Here is a 21,470-nt window from a genome sequence, read left to right as displayed (position 1 = left end):
CGAAGGGGTTTTTCTTGGGCTTTTACGGAAAAGGACAACGGGTATTGTTAACGCATTTCTGAAGCATTAAACCTGTAATTCTTTATCTCCCTTGTTTTTTTGCGCAAAAACATAGCACAGATTCAGTAATTCCACCAATTGATTGTAAAAAAATAACATGTCTGTCAACTCCTCCCCATCTGGCGATTCAGCAGCGAAATGAATCCATCCCTCGTATAGCTCCCAAAGCTTAGTACGGGACTCGTGAATCGGATGGTTCACGAAAAAATAAGTAATTGACGGCACAGGATTATCAAGATCTTCATCGGAAATATCAACAGGTTGATAATTTAAAGCCTTTAAAATTTCTTCCATAACCTCTTTATTTATTGATGAAACGATATACCATTCTTAATTGATCTACAAAATTTTTAAAATCACCTTCATAGTGTTTCTTTAGTACTAAGAGCTTAAATTGGCTTTGCTGAAAATAACTAACCAGTTGGCTGTCATCAACAGAGTTCAACAGCACATAATTTCTCGGGCTGTAGCTCAGCATAGCAAAGAAAGCGGTATTGAAATAATATTGTAGCGAATGTATTCTTCCTTGAAGCATTAATCGAAGTTCCAGTTTATAATAATCGCCCTTATCTTTCCATAGAAAACAGATTTCTGGTGTTTCATTATTAAAGGCGCATGGCGTCATATACGATCTTCTTGGCTTGCCTTTTACATTACGCATTCCATATGTATAAATGTAGTGTGTGTACAACCTTTCTGAAAGTAAAGGAAGCGCCTTTTGCCAGAGCTCAAAAAGCTGATTGAAATTATTTTGGTTCTGTTTCCGTTTTTCAGAAAGCTTATGGGCGTCTTCTTTATATTCCGGGTTAGCAACCAAGGCTATTTTCTTCATGTCGAAGCAAATCTCAACGAGGTTTTGTTGTTCGTCCGAAAGATCGATTTCAGAAAGTTGCATTTCATTAAGCACGTATGTTGTAAAGCTTCTTACCTCGGTTTTAGCCTTGTTCAAAATCCCTGTATAAGGAACCAAAAAAGGATAATGGTTAGTTCGATACCATTCATTATTCGAATCGGCAAGGCAGAAACCTAATATCACATGCGTTTCTTTAGGTGGTTGTTCCTGGGTGTAAGGAAGTGCTTTTCTTAACGGAACACGGTTTTGTGATATTACAGGAAGTTGCTTTCCCGTTTTATAAAAGCCTTTATAGCTCACTTTTAAAGATACCTTTAAATTATCTTTAGACTTGTGAATCATCAGGTACTTAGATTCCCCTGTTTCCTGATCAAAGAAATCCGGCCAATAATATTCTTCGAAATCATATTCCGTGTGATAGTACATCAGTTGGGTAAGCGAAAAATAAGCGTAACGGCTCAAATAATTTTCGTGGGTATCAACGCTGCAACTTATTAATAGTTCGGAGGCGGTAACCTTAATGTAAACCATTTCTTCGGGCTCTTTGTCCAGAATTACACCGATTAAAAGCAGTTCATTGCTGAAAGATATCTTCCTAATTTTAATGGGGAAATAACCCCTTTTAGGTTTTCTGATCTCGGAATATTGGTTCAGTGTATTTTCTGTAAGTATCCTTGTATTTGGCATAAAAGGCAAATGAAAGAAGTTTATCGATGGAATCGTTTTATCCGGCATAATCCACCTCACTTTCTTTTTTTAATTGTGTGTAAGATTCCGCCACTTGTGCAAGGGATTCTATCTTTTCCACGCACATCATTTGGGTAAGCTTTAAAAAAGTTGAAACACGGGTGAATATTTGTTCCGCATCGGCTTCTTCGACCTTAAAGTTATCCTTGTAACGTGCAGCGGAATAACTTTTTACCATGATATCAAAGAGCCGTTTATCCTCTTCACTGCCCGATAAGAATAGCTTTGATGGTGCCGGAGAAAAGCTATCGCACAACCGAAGTTGTCTATACAGGTTGTGTATATCAGAACGGTAAGCCAGATGAACCCTTATCAAAACAATACAGCATTGTTCTACTACCTGATGCGCCATAAATGCACTTAGATTGTAATGTTGGTTTGTCATGCATTCTTTTGCACTTGCTAAAAATCCTGTTGCCAATGGAAAGCGGTGGTTGTAATGTTTTTGGGCTTTTACTGCTCCCTGTGTAGGGATCAAGCTTGTGGCCTGTAAAGGTTGTACCATACCATCCCGACTATATAGAATTGTACCCTCGTTGTAAATGGTGATGAAGAACCTGTTATTGGCCTTTATCGCCGCTGCAATGGTTTCTTGCCCATGAGCCAATATGGTTATCTTACCCAAAGGGTATTTATTATTAGCAAAGTCCTGCACTTCGTGTTCAATTCTGGTAACGCTTTCGGTTACCATCAACAAAAAATAATGATAGTTTTCTGTACTGTGGTTCTCTATAAAACACCCGTTATTGACTTTAAAATCGATGTTTTTGCCAAAGTTATATATTTGCTCGGGCTTAAATTTCTGAACCAGCTCTTTGATAAAGGCCGAAAAGTTTTCTTTCTGGAACTGACCAGATTGCGAGAATTGTGTTTCCATAATCGTGACGTTTTTGATTTCTGAGATCAAAAATGAGGTATGGCAATGCCGTAACCTACCAATAAAGCTGGTATCTTACTACAATACATTGGTTCATTACTATCTTAGGAATTTATTATATTTGCTTTATGGAAACGCCTACAAAATCTAACAAAGTGCACATCGGCAGAAAGATCAGCCGCATCAGGGAAATACGTGGTATAAAACAAGATTTTCTTGCTATTGAACTTGGCGTAAGCCAACAGACGATTTCTAAAATAGAGCAGAGTGAGGAAGTTGACGATGCAATGTTGGAAAAAATTGCAAAGGTTTTAGGTGTTACTAAGGAAGCAATACACCAGTTTTCGGACGATGCAGTGATAAATTACTTCAACACTTTTAACGATAATAGTTTCAACAATGGAGCTTACAATGCATTCAATTGTAATTTTAATCCTATTGAAAAATTAATGGAAGCCTTAGACGCTAACAAAGAGCTGTATGAGCGCCTGCTTGCTAGTGAGCGTGAAAAAAATGAGCTTTTAAAAAATAAGTAATTCATCTACTACGCTGAGTTGTTAATACCTAAATTGTAATCTAATTTTTTGGCTACCTTTTAGCCAGCTGTTTTTCATCCTTTCAGTTATTAAAAACTCATAATCAAAAATTGAAAAATAAATTTGATTACTGAAATGAGTTTATGGAGAATATAAAAGATGTTGAAAAGTCCGATTGATTATAGCACTCTATTTCAGAATTTCTGATTTAAATCTCAATAATTAAGAGTGACTGTTGCACAAAAACATTAAGGTCGATTAGCTCACAGGCAAGTCTCAGCCGGTTGTGGCGACTTATTTGTAGATATTATTATTATTGGCGAAGGGTTGTGCAACAGCCACGGGGGATAATGATAAAAACGTTAACAGATGTTAAAGTCTTCAGTTATAACCTCATCTTAATTAGATTTGGCGATAGTCAATTCTAAGAAATATATCTAATGCTTCATTCCAAACTAATCTTCGCCTTTTTATTAATCTTTCTGGCATCATGTCAGCAAAAACATTCAAAAGCTCCACAACCTGCTATACAAGGCATTTGGAAAAAGCATGGGTATGGGCAGATTATTAACATTAATAAATCTGAAATTAGCTTTTATGATATAACGCAAAAAAGCTGTCTTCCAGTTGAGTCTATTAGTTTAAAAAACATTAAAGAACTTGGTGAAATCATTAAGCTCACTTCAGATTCATTGGTACTGCTAAGCGGAATCAACCTATATCAATATACTCGTATTAAAACACTTCCTGAATTCTGTAAATTACAGAACGAAACGGTACTTAAAGATCCGGTATATAATTTTGAGGTCTTCTGGAATACATTCAATGAAAATTACGCATTCTTTGAAAAGCGGAATATTCATTGGGATCAAGTTTATAAGGACTATAGACCAAGAATAAACCAAAAAACAACTGATAAGGACCTTTACAAGTTATTAAATGAAATCATCACTAAATTTAATGATGGTCATATCACCCTCGATGTGCCCGAACTTGTTGTAAAAGAAGCTGAAATACCAAAGAAGATAAAGGATAGTGCTGGGGGGAATCGTTTTTCAAAAATTCCAAATGTAAGCCAAATGGAACTTCGCAACGCTTTATTGAAAAGATACATCATAAAGCCTAACTTTTGGGGCAGGGATCTTTATGGCAACGGACTTGTTAACTGGGGAATAACCAAAGAAAATGTAGGATATATTCAAATTAATTGGATGCTTTTTTACCGAGACTATAAAATAGCAGATTCAATTAAGGGTAGTGATTATGCTGAACAATATTTTAAAAAAGCCGGAAATAATCCGATACACATGACTGAAGAAGTTAAACAGGCTCGAAAAATCATGGACAGTGTGCTCATGAAACTAAAAAATGTGGATGGAATTATATTAGATATTAGGCTCAATGGAGGTGGATATGATGCAGTATCCGTTGAAATCCTAAATCATTTTATCACAAAGAAAACGATAGCTTTCAGTAAGAAAACTTGGCTTGGCAAAACATTTTCTGAACCAACACCTATATATTTAAGCCCATCAACGAACAAGTTTTCTGGCCCCGTTATGTTATTGACAAGTCATAGTACAGCCAGTGCCGCAGAAATTATGGCAATGGCCTCTATGGGGTTAAAAAATTTCAAAAGGATAGGCTCGTCAACTGAAGGGATATTTTCAGATATGCTTGAAAAAAAGCTACCCAATGGTTGGGGCTACAGTCTATCAAACCAAGTTTATCTGAACAGTTCACATGAAAACTTCGAGAATTCGGGAATTCCCCCAAACATCAATCTAGCATATTTACCTGACGAAAATAAATTTCGCTACTCAATTTTAAAAACTATCAGTTTTGGTGATCCGGCTATCGACACTGCTCTCTCTTTAATAAGTAAAGCTAAAAAAGGACAGCATTAGGAAAAGTGGGGCGTTGTTAAATTACCAAAAAACGGTGGAATAGTGATAGACCACCAGTCATCTATCAAAAAACCAGAGGATATAGAAAATGAATTTATCTTAATACAATTACAATCAACTAAGAGATTTATATGATGCAAAGGAAACGCACCAGGATTGACAGTGTAATGGCGGATTTTTTGAAGTTTACAGTCCAATAACATTAACTTATGTTAAAGTTATTGAAGATTAGTACTGTAGGAAGAACATTTAAGGTAAAATGGGCTCCATTGGAGAGAAAAAGAAAGCTATGGTGAACTGATCCCGACCGATGAAGGGATATTAAAATCCCTAGGAAAAGATGACCTGCTTAAATTATTTGGATAGTGCTACAGTCTTACCATCACAAGACAAAGGGTTTGAAATGATCACCCCCTCTGATTTGCCATTCATTATTAATTGAATGGCAAATTATTTCAAATCGTCAACTAAGTTGGACAAACCAATACATTTGACCCCTTCTCGCCAATTCGCTAATACTCTGGAAAGCAACAATTTACAGCAAATTTATTTCCAGTGAGACAGGCTCAATCTACTCTGGTTTATCCAGCTACCTTTTACCCAGCTGTTTTTCATCTTTTAAATGATCAAAAACTCTTACTCAAAAAATTTAAAAATGAATTTGATTAATGAAATGAGTTTATGGAGAGTTTAAAAGATTCTGAGAATTCATATTGATTGGTTACCACTTTATTTTAGAACTTCTGCGTTGAGTTCTCAATAATTGAGGGAATTGTTAGATTTCTAATTGGTGTGTAATTAACCATTGTCAGGGGTAAGAATTGCGTTTTTTTTTGCAATAACTTGTCAGCCCGCACTAACTTATTAAAAAGTGATGAACATATATTGTGCCCGATTAAAAGCACTTCATTGTCGCCCGAGCACTAAAGCAATTAAAAGGCAGAAACTTTCAAGAACCACGTCACCCGGGCATAATTTAAACCTGATGTTGTGTGCTGTGGCTTTTTCTGCCCATGGTATGCAGTCGTAAAATTATCGGAGTCGTTGATAATATATAAAGTCCAAAGATTATTTGTAAAACTATTTTATAATCATCAGAATTGCCAAATCTTTCAAATGTCAACCCGTTTGTATTTATTAGTACGTCTGAAACAATGATTAAATTAGAAATTACTAAAGCTGGAACAATACTTTTTAAAATTAAGATAATAGCTAAAAAATCTAAGAAAGTTAACGATACCCAATAGATGTTTTTCCACGTAGGCACGTTTTTATTAAGTATTAAGCCATGATTTAGCAAGTCCAATACATGGGTAGTTGTCCCAATGGCAAAACCTAAAACATAGATTGCTAGCAATATTTTTATTGTCTTAGGATATTCTAAAAAGGCTATTTTCATTTTTTTAGTCAAAAGTCTTAATGTCTAGTCGGTGTCGATAGTGCCATTGCACACAACGTTTAGCGGCTTTGCGGTGGTGGGGCAATAGAAGCACAAATCTTTAATTTTGCACAAAAGCTCATTCGAAGAAATACTGTTGAACTTTGCAGTTTCGCCCCACTTTTGCAAAGGACCTCATGTTACCTGATGACATATTTTTCAATTTGTTCTTTTAAGTTATTTTTTATATTTTCTTCCCATTCGTCTTTCAAGATACTCAATTTTATAGCGTCTATAATTTTTCCGTCAGCATCTTTACTAAATTGTCTTAATATCCCTTCAACTTTACATCCAATACTTATCATAGCGTTTATACTTCTTTCGTTTTTGCTATTTGCTCCGAAACCCACTCTTATCATTTGTAGTTTGTCAAAGGCAAACTCTAGAAGAAGATATTTACAGTTTTTGTTTAGTCCACTTCCTTGAAATTTTTCCCCATACCAAGTAAACCCTATGTCAAGACGTTTAAATTCGTTAGAGATTTCGTAAAGTCGTGTCATTCCCGCATATTTATTATTTCTTTTGTCGAAAACAATAAAAGGGTAATGATTTTTCTCTTTAAATAATTTTAGTGCTGTGTCAAAATAGGTGTCAAAATTTTCCTTACCATTTCCTCCATTAATATTGAACTTCCAAAGTTCAGGTTCATTAATTGCAAAGTTTATTAGTTTTTCTTTGTCTGAAACTTCCAAAGGTCTTAATAAAACATAGTCGTTTTCTAAAATATATTTTTCTGTAAAGTCAAAATTCATAATTTTCAATATTAAGCTGTATCTGGGAGTGCTTGCAGGTAACATATATATAAGTCTAACTAGGTCAGACCTATCCACCCAAAACTGGGTCTACAGGCCTAATAGAGCAGATCCTTTCAATAAATTAAATCTAAGAATAATCCTGTAGAATTAGCTGAATATATTGAATGGCAAATTATTTCATATCGTCACCTAGTTTGCATTTGGTCACACCTCTTAAATTTATCATTTCACATCAACAAACTCAATCTTTCTTTTTCAGCGAATGCAGCCGCTTCCTGGCTTGCTTTGCCTCTTCTGCCGTTTCTCTGGCAACTTCTTCCGCATAGGCTTTTTCCAACACTTCGGCTTCCAGCTTGATGGTGTTCTCTTCCATCGCCTTGGGATTACGACTGTAAGTCGTATCCGCCCAATTTCCCCATTTAGGGGCTATCTGCCTGATCGTACGAAACTTGATGTCATTGGCACTCATGCGATTGTTTTCGTGTCTCAGGTACAAAGCTGTTCCGAAAGATGAGGCTGTGATTAGGAAACAAGCCGCTACACCAATGATGAGGTTTTTTGACCATGCCCCGAAATGGTGATGATTTTCGTTTTTTACACTGATGACCTTGGGCATGGTACCCACGAGGTCTTTAACCTGATCGATCTGTTGGCTGATCTTCTGATCGTCATAACGTTTGTTGGATTTTTCTATCTGGCCAGAGATGTTAGTTAAAGTCTCTTTATACTGTTCTAAAAACGACTTTAAAAATTCTGGTAGTTCGCTTTCGATGACTTCCATACGCTTAACTAAGCCCAGAATAAGTTCCTCGGCCATCGTTACTTTTTCTTCTAATTCGTCCTGTTCCATAACATTGAATTTTGTTGGTGAATTTTTGTTTATTTATCTGGTTACTCCTTGGGATTGCTCTGCTTGATGTTTCTTTCGTTTCCTGCGGACTATTTCTGCGTCTCCGACCGGGTCTGGTGCCGATGGCACAAACTCCGGGCTAAGCAGGATATTCAGCAGGTTTTCAACTACACCAGACGCATTCAGACTAGGCTGGTGCTCGGCATGAATGCCCTGCCTGATGGCCTCCCGCAACTGCTGCGCCAGTGAGGGCTGATGTGCCTCCCTTGCGGCATGATAAGCCTGTACCTGCTGGTTGCGGTTCAACTGTGCATTTATACGGGAAAAGCTCAAACTCCGGTCAATGGCAGAACCCTTCATTTTCAGCCCGCCCTTTTCAAAAGAGATGCCCTGCACTTCTTTGGTACCGCTTTTGAACTTATATGCGATATCGACACCCCGTACGGTCAGCTTCGCTTCCAACTCTTTCCAGTTTTTGGAAGTTTTCATAGCCGCTTTGATGGCATCATACAGTTCATACCTGACCTTTTCCTTGCCATTTAAAGCCTGCCTGTTGACCTGCTCTTTGCCCTTGCCCAAATGGTAACCGTGTTTTAAGGTAAGCTCCCAGCAGGCTTTGATATTGCGTGCGTAATTATTCTTATCGGTGATCGTAGCCCCTTTGTTATTAACCCGGTTATAGACCACGTGTAGATGGGGGTGCAATCTATCATGGTGACGTACCACTACATACTGCGTATCCCGGATACCCATCTTCTGCATATACTCTTTGGCATGTTCCAGCATGATCTTGTCGGTCAGTTTGGCCAGGTCTTCCTTGCTCCAACTTAAGACCAGATGCCCGACCGCCTTGCCCAGTTCCGGCCTCATTTTGCGTTGCAGGTTAAAATCATTGGTTAACGTGGAGGCGTTCTGCATCCTTACACCCTCGGCAAAAAGAATCTTCGCTTCGGGCTTGTCCACGATGTAGCGAACACAGCCCCCGAAGCTTCTTCCTGTAATCGGTTTACCGATCATGGCTATTGATTTTGGTTAACAGTTCTTCGATCTGCCTGATCAGAGCCTGGCATTTTAAAGCCAGCGTAGGCAAGCCTTCAACATGGGCAAGGTGGGTCAACTGGTTGAGGTTATTGGCCATCCCTGATAGCATCCTGAACCATCCGCTTTCCTCCGGGGTAAAGCGGGGGAAAACCCTTGCACTCTTTGCCGCCTTACGGAACCATTCACTAGGTTTCAGCCCAGCATTTTTCGCACGCTGGGTGATCAGTTGTTTTTCTGTAGGGGTTAACCGGATCATGAGCAGGTCACTACGGCTGATCGTTTTTTTTGGTCTGCCGGGAACTCTTTTTTTCTTTATTTCACTACCAGTTGTCGCTGTTTTCATGTGCTGTGTTCCTTTCCAAATCCTCAGTAGATCCTTTCTTAATTCCTTTTTTTAACCGACCAACGGGAGCGAGTCTGGGGCATCCCTTCAAGGTGAATCCGGGTTTTTGTATAGCAAAAACATTAACTCGCTTCCTACAAAGCGCATAAGTTTGACGTGCTAAAAGCTTCGGCAAACCTTAGCGGTTTCCATGCCCGGATAGCTCCTGTAAGGAACGTCAGGGCTAAAAACTTCACCGGGATTTCCGGGCACCTTATCTGGTTGGCTGCCCGGATTAACCGGACGGCCAGTAGACCAGGCTTCCCCGGATCGGGTGGTAAGATGGCTGGTAACGGATGTACCCGAATGCATCTAATTCTTTGATGCATTTGTGGTATGTGGCAATCGATGCGATACGGCTATAGGCCATCAGCTTTTTGCGGGTAACGGCAAAGGGGCTGATAAAATCGCAGTGCTGCCAGCATACAAAAAGTGCGGTAAATATGCTGACATGGGTAGCCAACATCCGGCTGTCTGCCGCCATGCGCCCGACCAGTTTGCTGTAGTCCGCCGCCTTGTTATGGATGCCTGTTTCTGTCATTGGTTACCTCCCTCTAGTAACCTATTGATGTCTTCGAGTTTGTAGTACATCATTCCGCCAATTTTTGTAAATCGCAGCGTACCGTTGATGCGCAAGTTTTGCAGGGTTCCCGGTGAGATGTTCAGCAGCTTGCGCACTTCGGCACTTTTCAGCCATTGCATACTCTGCCTGTCTTCCGGTTTAATAAGTTGCCTGATCTCGGCAAGCATTTCGTTCTTTAATTGTTTTAAATCTTCCTTAGTGATGATCTCCACGTGCATAATAATTCCCTCCTTAAATTAATCTGTAATGTCTTGTTGCATGAGTTTAAGCACTTCGCTTTTTTTGAAGTATACACGCCTGTGCAGGCGTAAAAAGGGCAGCCCCTTTTTCATCCAGTCTGTCAGGGTGACCAGTGATACGCCAAGCTCGGTCGCCAGTTCCTGTTTGGACAAAAGGCGTTCTTCCTGTTCCTGTCTGGAACTGCCGTCCGTTTTAAAATGCTCTTGTAATTCTGCCCTCAATGCATCCCGGATGCACTGGCTAAGGGCTTGTTCATTGATAATCTCCATAGCCTTTGTTTTGGGACAAAAGAATGCTATGGAAATGGCTTGCCTGTACCATAAAGATTTTTATGGTAACTTGGGGATGTTTAAATTAAGTTGGTATTCAATCGCAAAATACTTGATATCAGATTGGTACGATTTTAAAGTATAAAAGATTTACGATCAGCTATGAAAGCGTTTTTCCTATCTTTTTTTAGGTTTGACCTCAAAAATCTTCTGATCCATTGGAACAAGGCGGGATCGCCCACCAGGATTTTCCCTGTCTTTTGGAAAATAACTGCGCACCCGTTCCATGTCCAGCTCCTCTTTATCCACCCGAAAATACTTACATATCATCTTGACCCATACAATAGGAAATTTTGTAACCATCAGCTTTTCACCCTTTATTTCAAGATCAATCAATTGATTAACAACGTCATAAACGGTCAACAGATGACCTTTAGGAATATCAATATATTGTTTGGTTTCCAGCTTTTTTGCTATTCTTAAATCTTCTTTCAGTTTAGCAATGTCTGATTGCTGCTTCCTGATTACTTCGTGCTGATCGGCGATAATTTCAGGTAAGGTCTTTTGGGTATGCCACTGGTCAATTGAGCGAAGATATTTTTGGAACGTTGTGAGTTTCTCGAGTATTTCCATATCCAGCGCATGGCTTGAATTAAATGGGTTCTTATGCTCAATAAAATTAATACGTCGTAGAACAATTTGCCAGACAAAGGTGAAAAATTCCTCTTCGCCCTCCGATTCCTTTCCTAGAAAATAATCAAGGTGATATTGATAAAAGGCAGGATATTCATGTTCAGGAAGGGTAAAAAGCTTTTTGATAAAAAGATTATCCTCGAATCCATTTTTAAGCCCGATGATGGTACCTACATCGTAGCGGTGTGGATTAAGGCTATAAGCTTCATGTGCTTTAAAATATTTGTTGGGCATGGCTTAGGTATAAGTTATCTTACATGAACGATAAAATGCTTTACCCAAATTTAATGATATTTAGCAAGGCAACTGCTATATTGCCAGACCGATGTTATGTGCTCGGCATTTTTGTTGTTAGTCAGTTCCAAGTTCTTTGTGCATTGCGTGCCATTCTTTTCCAAATTCAATCAGTTCTAATGCAGCTTTTCGTTTATATTCGGGCGTAAAAGTCTTTTAAAGATGCAGTAAACATTGCTGACAATGGAAATTAGCATCCGCTGTAGCCCTGTAAATACCCCTTGATGGAGACAATAACATACTGCTACCGTTCAAAATTACAGTGGCAATTAATGCCGGCATTCCAAAGCATCTCCCTTAACTGAAAATTACAATTTCAGGAGCACGTCGGTATTTACCGGCCAAATGCAAAAGTTGTTATTGATCATTCAGTCGCCAATATTTAAAAAAGCAACTGATTTGAAAAACATTACTATTTATATGAATGTAGAATGCTGTTTAAGCAACTCAACAAGTACACTGGCGCTAAATTTGTTGGCTACGTCAACTAAAAATTTACCACCAGCTTTCAAGGCATTGATTAAGCCTTTACTATCTTTCTTTTTTGCAGCTTCTTCAGCCTCAGCAATTGCGACAACTGCTTTAAAATCATCAGCCGACTTTGCTTCTGGAACAGCTCTAGCTTTGAGGTCTGCTAACTCAGCAACCAATACCTCGTAATCTGTATCTGCGGGCAATTCATAGTTCTGTTGATTAATGGTATTTCCACTAACTGTATTGTTATCTCCCTGCGATAAAATGACGCTTCTGTCATTTTCAAATTTGTTATTCATAAATTCTATATGATTTTGTTGGATAAAATTAAGCGTTTTATTTTCAACATTGGGCCTAAATTCATATTCCTTTATTTTTTCCACTAATTCATCAAGCTCCCCAGGTTGGGCTTTAGAAAAAACCTTTGAGAAATAATCTAAAAAATTCGCGTCCCCCCCCAGACCAACAATACTGGACTCACTTCGTAGAAATGTTTTAATAGCCCTGTTGAGGTAGCGTTGTAATTCGTTTGCCTGTGTTGTTTGTTGACTAACCTCTATTTTTTTTTCATTAATGGAGCGAAAAATATTTTTTAAGCATTCGTATTCAGAATGTAACCGCATAATCGTCATTCGCAGGCTTCGATTGAATCCACCTTCAACCTCCGCATAGTCATCCTGCACCCAAACCCGATATGGATTGTTTATATGATCATGCCAAGCACCGTAAAGATCAAAATCCTCCTGGTTCTCACTCATGTTATTAAAATTTTTGCCTAAGCCAACGACAACCGTATCATCTTCTGTTGCGATATAGAGTTGGGGTGTGCATTTATCAATGTAAGCAGACATACCTGCTTTGCGGCCATGCTTATTTGTCGAGGTTTCAAAATGTAACTGCGGAAGTATTTTCTGCAATTCTCTTACTTTACAGGTTATATATTTCCCATTAATCCTAATATGAACCATAGAATTAAGCAGGCTTCCGATGATATCCCTTATATCGTTATAAGTTAGTTTCTTTGCCCACTTTTCATAGTTTAGGCGAAAAACGAATTCATATTTCGTTAATACTTGGTTTTCTCCAGCGTAGAGATGCTGGAAAATTGGTTTTATATATTTATCCTCATAAAGGGGAATGGCTTTTTCAAATCGAACACTCTTGCCTATTTTACAAATATAATTTTCTCCCACCCAACCATGCAATCCGCGCTTACGTCGCTGAATAACTTGGCCTGTCCCGCGTACAAATTGCTGATAGGGTGTTGGTGATGGCCAATTGGGTTTGACCAAAACAAATGGATTCTGGTCCGTAAAAGCTCTTAGATCTGTTAAAGTATATTGTAAAAAGATTATCATCGGTCTATAAAAAAAACCCAAAGTGACGAACACTTTGGGCGTGAATTGCATACTAGTAATAAGAGTATTACCTCATTTACTATAATTCAATAAAGGTCTGCCTTTTTAAAACAGTGACTAAATCGATCAATTGCTTTGAATTTAATCAAGCATGTGAAATTCTCGTAATCCGGATGGTCCTTTGCCAACCTTGAATCAAAGGTACTAATCTGATATGTAATAACAAATTCAGTGGTCACCTAATAATTGTCTAACGAAAAATTTATGGTGAATCCTTTATGTATCTTTGATTATTAACGATTTGAAACCAACTTTTATGAGCAATGGAAGAAATGACGTTTGCCTCTGTGGCAGCGGGAAGAAATATAAAAAGTGCTGTCTTTTTAAGCCGCAACAAGATAAAAGTCAGTTCAAGGCGACAAATCAAAAAATTAAACATCCACTCCTCTCCATAGTTAACACAGCGGATTTATTACAGACGATTGCTGCCCTAACTGTCCTTCCACAAAATCATGGGAAGAACTATCGACTAGAGCAGCTAACACAGTTAGCTATTGATAACAAAAATTCATCAAGTAAGAAAATTACAGTAGAACAGCTTAGAGATTTATTAGATGGTGAATTCTCAGAATCGTCTTACGAAGAGATTCCTGTAAATTTTTTTACAGAGCTAATTACAAATCAGCGGGGTGACCAATTGATTTTCCCCGGTGTCACTGAAAATTCTACGTTTATTTTGTCGAATTTGTTATCAGCGATTTTTCATTGGCCAAACTCTGGGATACCCCCAGGTTTTAAACACAATATAGAGTCAGTGAGCTTACTGTTAATGACGACCTCAAATCAAATCGGCAAAAAATTAGGGTATATTAGATATATGCAGGGAGAAGCAGAAGATGATGCGATAATCATTCCTGCATTACCAGAGCTAACCCTTGCAAAATCAGCCGTCACTGTTTCCGTGGATGAAATGGATAGACTACTTAAACAACTGCGAGTACCAGCCCAGGCTCTTAATCCTTTTCTGACACAACCTACTGATCGACCAAATTCATACAATGGAGAGCCAGCTTTTGTCGGCAAACCGATACTGCTCATAGAGCAACAATATATCATTATCTCGCCCGCCACATTAAGCAAAGCTTTTAATGATTTCATTTGGCATGAGGCGGAAAAGCAAGGTATTTCAAATCTTGTGAGTAGAGCCTTTCATGGTGTTCTTTGGAACAACCTGAACATGGAGTTGAGCCTTATGAAGTTTAAACACTTTCAATTGTCAATCCCTTATGTCAAGGAGATTAAAGATTTGAGAGTTTCATTTATGCAATTCGACGATGATAAAATTGCGTTGTTGCAAATGTTAAATGACGACGGGCGTAATTTCAAAGATCCAACAGGCGCAAACCTCGGGGTTCAAAACGCTCATGATTATCGACAATTTGCTGTAAAGCATATCCGAACACTTCCTGAATATAAGGATTTTCAAATTCTTGAAATTGTAATTATTTCGCCAATAGGAAGGGATATTTTCTTTCCTTATTTTAATACCGATCACGTTCACAGTTTGAATTTTGACGTTGCAGATATTCATGCACTCTTTAATTCGGGAGACACCAATGCAATCGACCTTTGGAATTTTGCATCCGCTGCCGATAAATTGATAAGCAAAGTCAAAAAACTAGATATAAAGTATTTTGATTTATTGCAGGTTTATAGAAATCATCATGATTCGCTAAACTTAAATGATAGCGAACTTCAGCTGCTGTCCTTGCAGTTGGGCTTATCCGCAGATTTTCGAAGACAAGCAATTTTACGAGTCGATGCGCATTCAGCCACAACATTAATAGATGGTCACATAGCACATGTCCCTGTTCGGCGAAATGGGAAATCTGGACCTGTGTACATGGCACCTGGTGAACTTACCCACAATCTTATTTTTTTCGTTGAAGCTTTTTCTTTTCCGATTACCGTAAGTCCAGCAAGAGAACGTGAGAATATACCAGATGGTTTAGCTGATATTTATTGGCAAACCACAGACGCAATAGCCTATTGGCTTTGGCAGGTGAGTCCGAGTGTAAAGGATTTCCTATCATCAATTCCGATGCAGCCTTTACAAATACTATTTGATATAGATGACGACGATGCCTTTCTTACAATGAAACGTGATTATGTCCGTCAGCCTGCGTTACAAGAAAAATTCCATACCGATGTTAAAGGATCAGTAATTCAAATTATGATACCATCTGAAATCATTCCGTACTTGTATGGAGCGGACAACGAAGGGGAGCGGGTGTTATTACGTGTTTTACTGGCAGCTTTTAATGACCTTCTCGTGTTGCATAATATCCCGCAATTGAGCCAACGTGTTTTAACAGATGCCGTCGAATTTTCTGCACCGCTCGGTCAAAAAAAGAAATTTTTCATATTAGACAGCGCCGATAATATGCTCCTTGACCCCAAAGACCTTGTACCTTATCGTTTGATTCAAGATTATCAGGTCGAAATAATCAAGGATTCACTTTTAATTTCACTGGGAAAACAACGTCCATCTATTGGCACAATTAATAAAAGGAGTAAGAAATTACAACTCATTAAGAATATCAAAGAGCTAGGATTAACACCTCAACTGGAGTCTACACTTCGCAAATATGACAGTAAATCACTTTTAGAAAAGCTCATTGGCATTAACGAAACGCTCATTCGTAAAAGAGAAAAAATGAACCTCATGATTCCTACGCGAATTGCTTGCTTTGTGTCAGAAGAACAGCAGCAGGAAGACCTAATCGAAAATCTAAGTGAACTTAATCAAACTATTATTGCTGTCCGTTGCCTGATCGAAAGAATTATTGCAGAACCTTACAATGGCCGCCCCATTATCAGTGCCACCGAGATTGATGAACTGATTGCACTTATGGACCAATTGATTTATTGGGGAGGTTTGGGAGATCAAATGCAGTTCGATTTATTTGAAGTCCCGATCAAAATCACTGAAAAAAGGATTTTAGTCGACAGCGACCATATGCATAACGTACTAAGTCCGTATAATTGGACCAAAATGGGGGAACATATTGTTGATGCGCGTCAAGCTTTCAATTACACCTTTCCTCAAACAAATCCAATCCGCAGTCAAGATGTACCTGTAAAAGTTGAGCAGGCTTTCCTAGAGGACTTCGGTATATCTTTTACCCGCATTTGCAATATGGTAAACGCATTAGGTGTTATCGCTTATGGTCAATTAACCCCCTTCGCTACACTTGATAAAAATCAACTAAAAGTTGAGGTAAACAAAATAGAAAGTCCATTTAGCGATCTAGAGTTTGAAAGTGGTTTTCTGTTTTTGTCGTTGTTAAATCGTGGTAAATTTGAAAGTATTCCAAAAGAATTTGAACGGTTTGATATTCATCCGTGGCGTTATAGCCGCCGGTTATCGCTAATGCGCAAACCGCTTTGCATCTTAAATAACCCTGATGACAATAGTAACCCCATTGTTTATTGGGGTTTAAGGCAAGTATTAAGTAGCAGAAGTTACCTTGCACAGCAATGTCAGACGAATCGATTGAGGGTTCGCGATGATGGTGAAGTAAATAAAGTACTTACAAAAATCAATAATAAAGCCGGTTCCGATTTAGTATTGTCGGTAATTAGCGAACTTAAAAATCCCGAATTAATTGTGGATAGTGAACTATTCATTGGTCCAGACTTTGATTTAAAACATCATAAAAATATAGGCGATATCGACGTTCTTTTAATTGATCAGTTGAATAAAAAAATCTATAGCCTGGAATGTAAAAACATTGCGGCAAGTCGCAGTTTTAAAGAAATGGTTGAAGAAGTAGGTAAATTATTTGAAAAACAATGGATAGATAAACATCTCGTAAGGGACAATTGGATAAAAAACAACCTAGATCAATTAAGCGCGAAATACAATCTTAATCTCTCTGATTTTAAAGTGAAATCAATTTTTATTACAGCTGAGGAAATGCTGACACCCTATCTTAAAAGCCGACCACTTCCTTTACCATTTGTATCGCTATATACACTTAAACGAGAAGGGATGGCTGCTATTAATTAATAGCCCTGTCTCTACTTTACGTCTTTTATTAAAAGTTTATTAAAGCCTAATAGAATTTCCATAAACAAAGGTATTCCAGCACCCTGTGCTTGCGATTTCCCATAATCTACTTCCGAAAACAGCGTATCCTGGGCGTTGAATCGAAGGTAAATGCGGACAATTGTATTGTTCATCACCCCCATGTCGTAATCTACAATATCAATAAGGTCACCACACTGATAGATTTGAAATTAGCCATTAGTATATAAATTGATAACGTGGAAGAACTTGTACTTGACTGCCTCCATAAAACTCTTCTTCGTCGGCCACCATTTGGGCTAATTGCTCATCATATTGCCAAGGTCCGAGCGAAAAAGTCCAAAAGACATCATAATATGGAGGATTTCGAAACATGACCACCCCTAAACATTTTTCTAACCGGTGTTTGTATTTGTAAATTTCGGTCATGTTAACTAAAGCATTTTCCCACAGTGCTATCTTGTCGGGTAGGAGCGTAATGAAAACAAAACCACAACGTGTCCTTGGAGAAACAAACCGCATTGGTAAAGAGAAGGTTTCTGTTTTTACATTGTTTAATGTCGTATAATATCGCTCGTTAAAGCCCTTTAATTCTTCTCTATTTAATTTTGCTATTTCTTTAACAATGTAATGATAATCAGTTGGCCTACCTTTATCAAACATGATTAACTTTTCGAAAAAATTATCTAACATCCAGGAAACATCGTAGGAATGTTTATCGTTCTCTAACCGATTCAAGTTAGACTCGTAATCCTCATTAAGAGAAGTGGTATCTAGTGTAGTAAAGAAGTGGCCCAGGACATATTCTTCAGATAAAAATTTCAATTTTGAAGAATGAAGTCGGTATAATTGTTCCCTGAAATTTAGGTAATCGGCAAGTTCCGATGGCGTTACCAGGTACTTGCAAACCATTTGATAGTCTTTGATTTCAAATAAATGAATAAGGTCTGTGCCGAATCCTTTTAAAAACTTCATCCTTCGATTAACTTCTAACAGCTCACTATTAGGATCATAAATGATCAGCTTTAGGATTTCATTGTTTCGAGCGGAAGAAACGTCGATTTTTTGTCCACGCTCATTTACCACAGGTAGAGACCGATAGGTTTTGAAATACTTTAAAGTATCATTGATCTGTTTTCTTGCCTGTCCATTAACCGTTTTTCTAAACCATCTATTTTCAGTTATGGTGTCTGATTTTTTAATATGTACGCGCTCTTTTATTTGATAAACCAATAACAGATCATCCAGCCATACTACATTATCAGCCAGCTCTACTGACCCACCATCTAAACGATAAACTTCATTTTTAGAATAGGTAAATTCTTTAAAAAAAATGCTGTTGTTGATTAAAGTTAGTGCTCTTTCGGATGTAGTCAAATCTTAAAAATTTGGTTAATTATTTTAAAATTAAGCAAAATATTTGACCCAGCTCTTGTATGTGCATGTCAATGCTTTCCGCATTATTGATCTTGTCCCCAAAAACTTTTGTTCTGGGAAGTTTCTTAATGGCAGCAGGCACCCTGTTGATTATCTGTTTTCATTTATTAAATAAAGATTTAAGAGGCTTTGAAAAGCGAACAACAAAAGGTTAGACATCTTAACGGTATAATCATTTTCCCGGTAAAATGCGTGGGCAACGTTATTGCGAATATTATACTCACAGCCAGTTTTCTAAAATCTTTCCATATGGGAAAGATTTTTGTACACCCAGCCGTAGTTGAACCTAAAAATAAGATAATTTAATCTAGATTTGGATTTTTATGAATAAAATGCTATATTTAATTATAGCATTTGCAGCTATTTTCTATTAAATAAAAGGTGCGTCATTCGGGGAGTTCGAATTTCAAAACCACTCTAAAATATTGCAAACCCTGATTTTTACACTAGGTGTAAATCCCAGCGGGATCACAGAAAATAGTATCAAAACTACGTAAAAGCTTGCAAATCAAATGATTGCGAGCTTTTTTTGTTTTACCGGAAACACCAAAATATGCAATAAATCGCATAAAAAAAGTGAGTGATTCGGTGAGTAGTTTTACAGATTGGCATACTCACTGGAAATGATGTAAGTTGCTGACTTACAGAAAGTTCAATCATTGAACGACTTGATACGATTAGACTGCAAGGCTAACTTTGTTAACTTTAAATCAGTCGATTATGAAAACTAATTTCAGTCTACTCTTCTACCTGAAGAAACCAAAAAACTATCTTAAAGGTGCTGTTCCTGTTTATCTAAGGATTACCGTTGACGGAAAACCTGTGGAAATGTCCGCCAGTAGAAAATGTGAGCCGGAATTGTGGAATACCAAAGCGGGTCACATGATCGGCACAAAAGAAGATGCCAAAACTTTAAATTCCTATCTCGACAAAATGAAAGCGGGCGTTACTGCTGCCCATACTGCCTTATGCGTAGAAGATGCAGAGATATCCGCTGAAGGCGTCAAATGCAAGTATCTGGGCAAGGCAGAAAAAACACATACCATTATGGAGGCCATTAAAATCCATAATACAAACATGGCTGCACATGTAGAAAAGGAAGATTATGCGGAAGGCACTTTGAGGCGATTTAAGGTACTGGAAAAGCACGTTAAAGAATATATTTTATTCAAATATCAAACAAGTGACCTCAACATCCGCCATATAGACCATGAGTTTATTGACGGTTTTGATTTCTATCTGCACACCTCAAAGGATAATGATACCAATACCGCCAGTAAGCACCTTAAAAATCTGGGAAAGATTGTCCGTATATGTCTTAGAAACAAATGGATCATCACTGATCCCTTCTTTGGTTATAAGCTGAAATCAAAACTCGTACAAAGGGAATACCTTACTGCGGATGAACTGCAAAACATTGCGGGCAAAAAATACAGCACTTCAAGGCTTACGCAAGTTCGGGACTTCTTCCTGTTTAGCTGTTATACGGGGCTGTCCTATGCCGATATACAAAAACTCAAACAAACTGACATACGTATAGGAATTGACGGGGAAAAGTGGCTGTTCAGCTATCGCAAAAAAACAGGTACGCCTGTAGCAGTCCCGCTTATCCCAATAGCCGCTGATATTCTGGAAAGGTATAAAGATCACCCTTTCTGTGTCAATCAGAACAGGGCGCTGCCGATTTCCAGCAATCAAAAAATGAACGAGTATCTGGTGGAGATTGCCGCCCTGTCGGGCATCGTCAAAACATTGGGCAACCGGATTGCCAAGCGCACTTTTGCCACTACTGTTACCCTGCTGAACGGTGTAACTATTGAAAGCGTATCTAAAATGATGGGGCATACCAATATACGCACCACCCAACTCTATGCAAAAATGCTGGATGAAAAGGTAAGCAGCGACATGGCACCTTTAAGACAAATATTCGCTTCAATTTAATCCGATCCGGTCGGCAGCTCATCTGCCGACTGTTTTAAATACTCGATAATAAGATGGAAACAAAGATCAAAATTTCTGATGAACTGGTTATGAACTAGATTTACATGATAAGAGGACATAAAGTGATGCTGGATTCCGATCTGGCGGAGTTATACGGAGTGGAAACCAAACAGCTAAAGCGGCAGGTAAAAAGGAATGCAGAACGTTTTCCCGAAGATTTCCTGTTTGAGTTAAATATGGAGGAACAGAAAATCTTAAGGAGCCAATTTGGCACCTTAAGACATGGGGCGCACTCGAAATATAATATCATGGCCTTTACCGAACAGGGTGTGGCAATGCTTTCCAGCATGCTAAACAGTACAAGGGCTATTGAGGTAAACATCCAGATTATCCGCATTTTTACCAGAATGCGAGAGATCAGGCTTGAAATCGAAAAGATTAAAGGGAAATTGGATAACCAAGACAAAAACATGGGAATAGTTTTCGCTACCTAGACGAACTGTTGGAGAAGCAAGAACAGCCAGCGCCGAAAAGGACACGAATTGGGTTCAAACCCGACGAACTGTAGTTTTCTGTTACTGTCTTCTCCGTATATGCCAAAAGCGGGAACAGCAACAGCCAAGAGCGGAGGCCGTTCCGCAGGCC

The 21,470-nt window shown here is 38.3% G+C and carries 19 protein-coding genes; 5 read left to right on the top strand and 14 right to left on the bottom strand.

The window, feature by feature from the left end; all coding sequences use genetic code 11:
• Window positions 1-66: 66 nt before the first annotated feature.
• Genes OQX64_RS07365 through OQX64_RS07355 form a run of 3 tightly spaced genes read right to left on the bottom strand, consistent with a single transcriptional unit; the run spans window position 67 to window position 2,537 of the window.
• Complete coding sequence (locus OQX64_RS07365) at window positions 67-354, bottom strand: hypothetical protein (RefSeq protein ID WP_265818250.1); 288 nt, start codon at window positions 352-354, stop codon at window positions 67-69.
• Between the two features lie 7 nt (window positions 355-361).
• Complete coding sequence (locus OQX64_RS07360; protein ID WP_265818249.1) at window positions 362-1,600, bottom strand: hypothetical protein; 1,239 nt, start codon at window positions 1,598-1,600, stop codon at window positions 362-364.
• Between the two features lie 37 nt (window positions 1,601-1,637).
• A complete protein-coding gene (locus tag OQX64_RS07355) occupies window positions 1,638-2,537 on the bottom strand; it encodes a HEPN domain-containing protein (RefSeq protein ID WP_265818248.1) in 900 nt (299 codons plus the stop codon).
• Between the two features lie 128 nt (window positions 2,538-2,665).
• Here OQX64_RS07355 and OQX64_RS07350 point away from each other — a divergent pair, with 128 nt between their 5' ends.
• Both OQX64_RS07350 and OQX64_RS07345 read left to right on the top strand, forming a co-directional pair.
• On the top strand, window positions 2,666-3,073 hold the full coding sequence (locus OQX64_RS07350) for a helix-turn-helix domain-containing protein (protein WP_265818247.1): 408 nt from the start codon (window positions 2,666-2,668) through the stop codon (window positions 3,071-3,073).
• A gap of 440 nt (window positions 3,074-3,513) precedes the next feature.
• Window positions 3,514-4,980: a S41 family peptidase gene (locus tag OQX64_RS07345; RefSeq protein ID WP_265818246.1), complete on the top strand. Its 1,467-nt coding sequence runs from the start codon at window positions 3,514-3,516 to the stop codon at window positions 4,978-4,980.
• Window positions 4,981-5,956: 976 nt separating this feature from the next.
• Here the strand turns inward: OQX64_RS07345 and OQX64_RS07340 are convergent.
• The 10 genes from OQX64_RS07340 to OQX64_RS07295 form a co-directional block, all read right to left on the bottom strand.
• Complete coding sequence (locus OQX64_RS07340; RefSeq protein WP_265818245.1) at window positions 5,957-6,379, bottom strand: hypothetical protein; 423 nt, start codon at window positions 6,377-6,379, stop codon at window positions 5,957-5,959.
• A 179-nt stretch (window positions 6,380-6,558) separates the two neighbouring features.
• Window positions 6,559-7,170 carry a GNAT family N-acetyltransferase gene (locus OQX64_RS07335; protein ID WP_265818244.1) on the bottom strand — a complete coding sequence of 204 codons (612 nt, stop codon included), beginning with the start codon at window positions 7,168-7,170 and terminating at the stop codon, window positions 6,559-6,561.
• A gap of 244 nt (window positions 7,171-7,414) precedes the next feature.
• Window positions 7,415-8,023 carry a hypothetical protein gene (locus OQX64_RS07330; RefSeq protein ID WP_265818243.1) on the bottom strand — a complete coding sequence of 203 codons (609 nt, stop codon included), beginning with the start codon at window positions 8,021-8,023 and terminating at the stop codon, window positions 7,415-7,417.
• Window positions 8,024-8,056: 33 nt separating this feature from the next.
• Window positions 8,057-9,040, bottom strand: coding sequence for a relaxase/mobilization nuclease domain-containing protein (locus OQX64_RS07325; protein ID WP_265818242.1), 984 nt, complete (start codon window positions 9,038-9,040; stop codon window positions 8,057-8,059).
• The gene (locus tag OQX64_RS07320; RefSeq protein ID WP_265818241.1) at window positions 9,030-9,407 is read right to left on the bottom strand and encodes a MobC family plasmid mobilization relaxosome protein; all 378 of its coding nucleotides are present in this window, start codon (window positions 9,405-9,407) and stop codon (window positions 9,030-9,032) included. The genes OQX64_RS07325 and OQX64_RS07320 overlap by 11 nt, the downstream gene beginning before the upstream one ends.
• A gap of 274 nt (window positions 9,408-9,681) precedes the next feature.
• Window positions 9,682-9,930, bottom strand: a complete 249-nt coding sequence (locus OQX64_RS07315) for a hypothetical protein (RefSeq protein WP_265818240.1) — start codon at window positions 9,928-9,930, stop codon at window positions 9,682-9,684.
• 53 nt (window positions 9,931-9,983) lie between these two features.
• Window positions 9,984-10,247 carry a helix-turn-helix domain-containing protein gene (locus tag OQX64_RS07310; RefSeq protein WP_265818239.1) on the bottom strand — a complete coding sequence of 88 codons (264 nt, stop codon included), beginning with the start codon at window positions 10,245-10,247 and terminating at the stop codon, window positions 9,984-9,986.
• A gap of 18 nt (window positions 10,248-10,265) precedes the next feature.
• Window positions 10,266-10,538 (bottom strand): helix-turn-helix transcriptional regulator, encoded by a 273-nt coding sequence (locus OQX64_RS07305; RefSeq protein WP_265818238.1) that lies wholly within the window; start codon window positions 10,536-10,538, stop codon window positions 10,266-10,268.
• A 177-nt stretch (window positions 10,539-10,715) separates the two neighbouring features.
• Window positions 10,716-11,465, bottom strand: coding sequence for a hypothetical protein (locus OQX64_RS07300; protein WP_265818237.1), 750 nt, complete (start codon window positions 11,463-11,465; stop codon window positions 10,716-10,718).
• Between the two features lie 476 nt (window positions 11,466-11,941).
• On the bottom strand, window positions 11,942-13,408 hold the full coding sequence (locus OQX64_RS07295) for a hypothetical protein (RefSeq protein ID WP_265818236.1): 1,467 nt from the start codon (window positions 13,406-13,408) through the stop codon (window positions 11,942-11,944).
• Window positions 13,409-13,673: 265 nt separating this feature from the next.
• On the opposite strand from OQX64_RS07295, the gene OQX64_RS07290 reads away from it, so the two are divergent.
• Window positions 13,674-17,429 (top strand): SEC-C domain-containing protein, encoded by a 3,756-nt coding sequence (locus tag OQX64_RS07290; protein ID WP_265818235.1) that lies wholly within the window; start codon window positions 13,674-13,676, stop codon window positions 17,427-17,429.
• A 237-nt stretch (window positions 17,430-17,666) separates the two neighbouring features.
• On the opposite strand, the gene OQX64_RS07285 is transcribed toward OQX64_RS07290, so the two are convergent.
• The gene (locus tag OQX64_RS07285) at window positions 17,667-18,824 is read right to left on the bottom strand and encodes a hypothetical protein (RefSeq protein ID WP_265818234.1); all 1,158 of its coding nucleotides are present in this window, start codon (window positions 18,822-18,824) and stop codon (window positions 17,667-17,669) included.
• A gap of 780 nt (window positions 18,825-19,604) precedes the next feature.
• On the opposite strand from OQX64_RS07285, the gene OQX64_RS07280 reads away from it, so the two are divergent.
• Both OQX64_RS07280 and OQX64_RS07275 read left to right on the top strand, forming a co-directional pair.
• Complete coding sequence (locus OQX64_RS07280) at window positions 19,605-20,825, top strand: site-specific integrase (RefSeq protein ID WP_265818233.1); 1,221 nt, start codon at window positions 19,605-19,607, stop codon at window positions 20,823-20,825.
• 104 nt (window positions 20,826-20,929) lie between these two features.
• Window positions 20,930-21,319: an ORF6N domain-containing protein gene (locus OQX64_RS07275; protein WP_265818232.1), complete on the top strand. Its 390-nt coding sequence runs from the start codon at window positions 20,930-20,932 to the stop codon at window positions 21,317-21,319.
• Window positions 21,320-21,470: the final 151 nt, after the last annotated feature.

Source organism: Pedobacter sp. GR22-10 (genome assembly GCF_026239715.1).
Lineage (GTDB): Bacteria > Bacteroidota > Bacteroidia > Sphingobacteriales > Sphingobacteriaceae > Pedobacter.
Note: the sequence above shows the minus strand (reverse complement) of the source record. Positions and strands in the feature narration are given on the sequence as shown.

What these genes read in the sequence shown, in the direction of transcription:
- OQX64_RS07365 (WP_265818250.1), bottom strand. Translation starts at nt 354, where the DNA reads ATGGAAGAAATTTTAAAGGCTTTAAATTATCAACCTGTTGATATTTCC.
- OQX64_RS07360 (WP_265818249.1), bottom strand. Translation starts at nt 1,600, where the DNA reads ATGCCAAATACAAGGATACTTACAGAAAATACACTGAACCAATATTCC.
- OQX64_RS07355 (WP_265818248.1), bottom strand. Translation starts at nt 2,537, where the DNA reads ATGGAAACACAATTCTCGCAATCTGGTCAGTTCCAGAAAGAAAACTTT.
- OQX64_RS07350 (WP_265818247.1), top strand. Translation starts at nt 2,666, where the DNA reads ATGGAAACGCCTACAAAATCTAACAAAGTGCACATCGGCAGAAAGATC.
- OQX64_RS07345 (WP_265818246.1), top strand. Translation starts at nt 3,514, where the DNA reads ATGCTTCATTCCAAACTAATCTTCGCCTTTTTATTAATCTTTCTGGCA.
- OQX64_RS07340 (WP_265818245.1), bottom strand. Translation starts at nt 6,379, where the DNA reads ATGAAAATAGCCTTTTTAGAATATCCTAAGACAATAAAAATATTGCTA.
- OQX64_RS07335 (WP_265818244.1), bottom strand. Translation starts at nt 7,170, where the DNA reads ATGAATTTTGACTTTACAGAAAAATATATTTTAGAAAACGACTATGTT.
- OQX64_RS07330 (WP_265818243.1), bottom strand. Translation starts at nt 8,023, where the DNA reads ATGGAACAGGACGAATTAGAAGAAAAAGTAACGATGGCCGAGGAACTT.
- OQX64_RS07325 (WP_265818242.1), bottom strand. Translation starts at nt 9,040, where the DNA reads ATGATCGGTAAACCGATTACAGGAAGAAGCTTCGGGGGCTGTGTTCGC.
- OQX64_RS07320 (WP_265818241.1), bottom strand. Translation starts at nt 9,407, where the DNA reads ATGAAAACAGCGACAACTGGTAGTGAAATAAAGAAAAAAAGAGTTCCC.
- OQX64_RS07315 (WP_265818240.1), bottom strand. Translation starts at nt 9,930, where the DNA reads ATGGCGGCAGACAGCCGGATGTTGGCTACCCATGTCAGCATATTTACC.
- OQX64_RS07310 (WP_265818239.1), bottom strand. Translation starts at nt 10,247, where the DNA reads ATGCACGTGGAGATCATCACTAAGGAAGATTTAAAACAATTAAAGAAC.
- OQX64_RS07305 (WP_265818238.1), bottom strand. Translation starts at nt 10,538, where the DNA reads ATGGAGATTATCAATGAACAAGCCCTTAGCCAGTGCATCCGGGATGCA.
- OQX64_RS07300 (WP_265818237.1), bottom strand. Translation starts at nt 11,465, where the DNA reads ATGCCCAACAAATATTTTAAAGCACATGAAGCTTATAGCCTTAATCCA.
- OQX64_RS07295 (WP_265818236.1), bottom strand. Translation starts at nt 13,408, where the DNA reads ATGCAATTCACGCCCAAAGTGTTCGTCACTTTGGGTTTTTTTTATAGA.
- OQX64_RS07290 (WP_265818235.1), top strand. Translation starts at nt 13,674, where the DNA reads ATGAGCAATGGAAGAAATGACGTTTGCCTCTGTGGCAGCGGGAAGAAA.
- OQX64_RS07280 (WP_265818233.1), top strand. Translation starts at nt 19,605, where the DNA reads ATGAAAACTAATTTCAGTCTACTCTTCTACCTGAAGAAACCAAAAAAC.
- OQX64_RS07275 (WP_265818232.1), top strand. Translation starts at nt 20,930, where the DNA reads ATGATAAGAGGACATAAAGTGATGCTGGATTCCGATCTGGCGGAGTTA.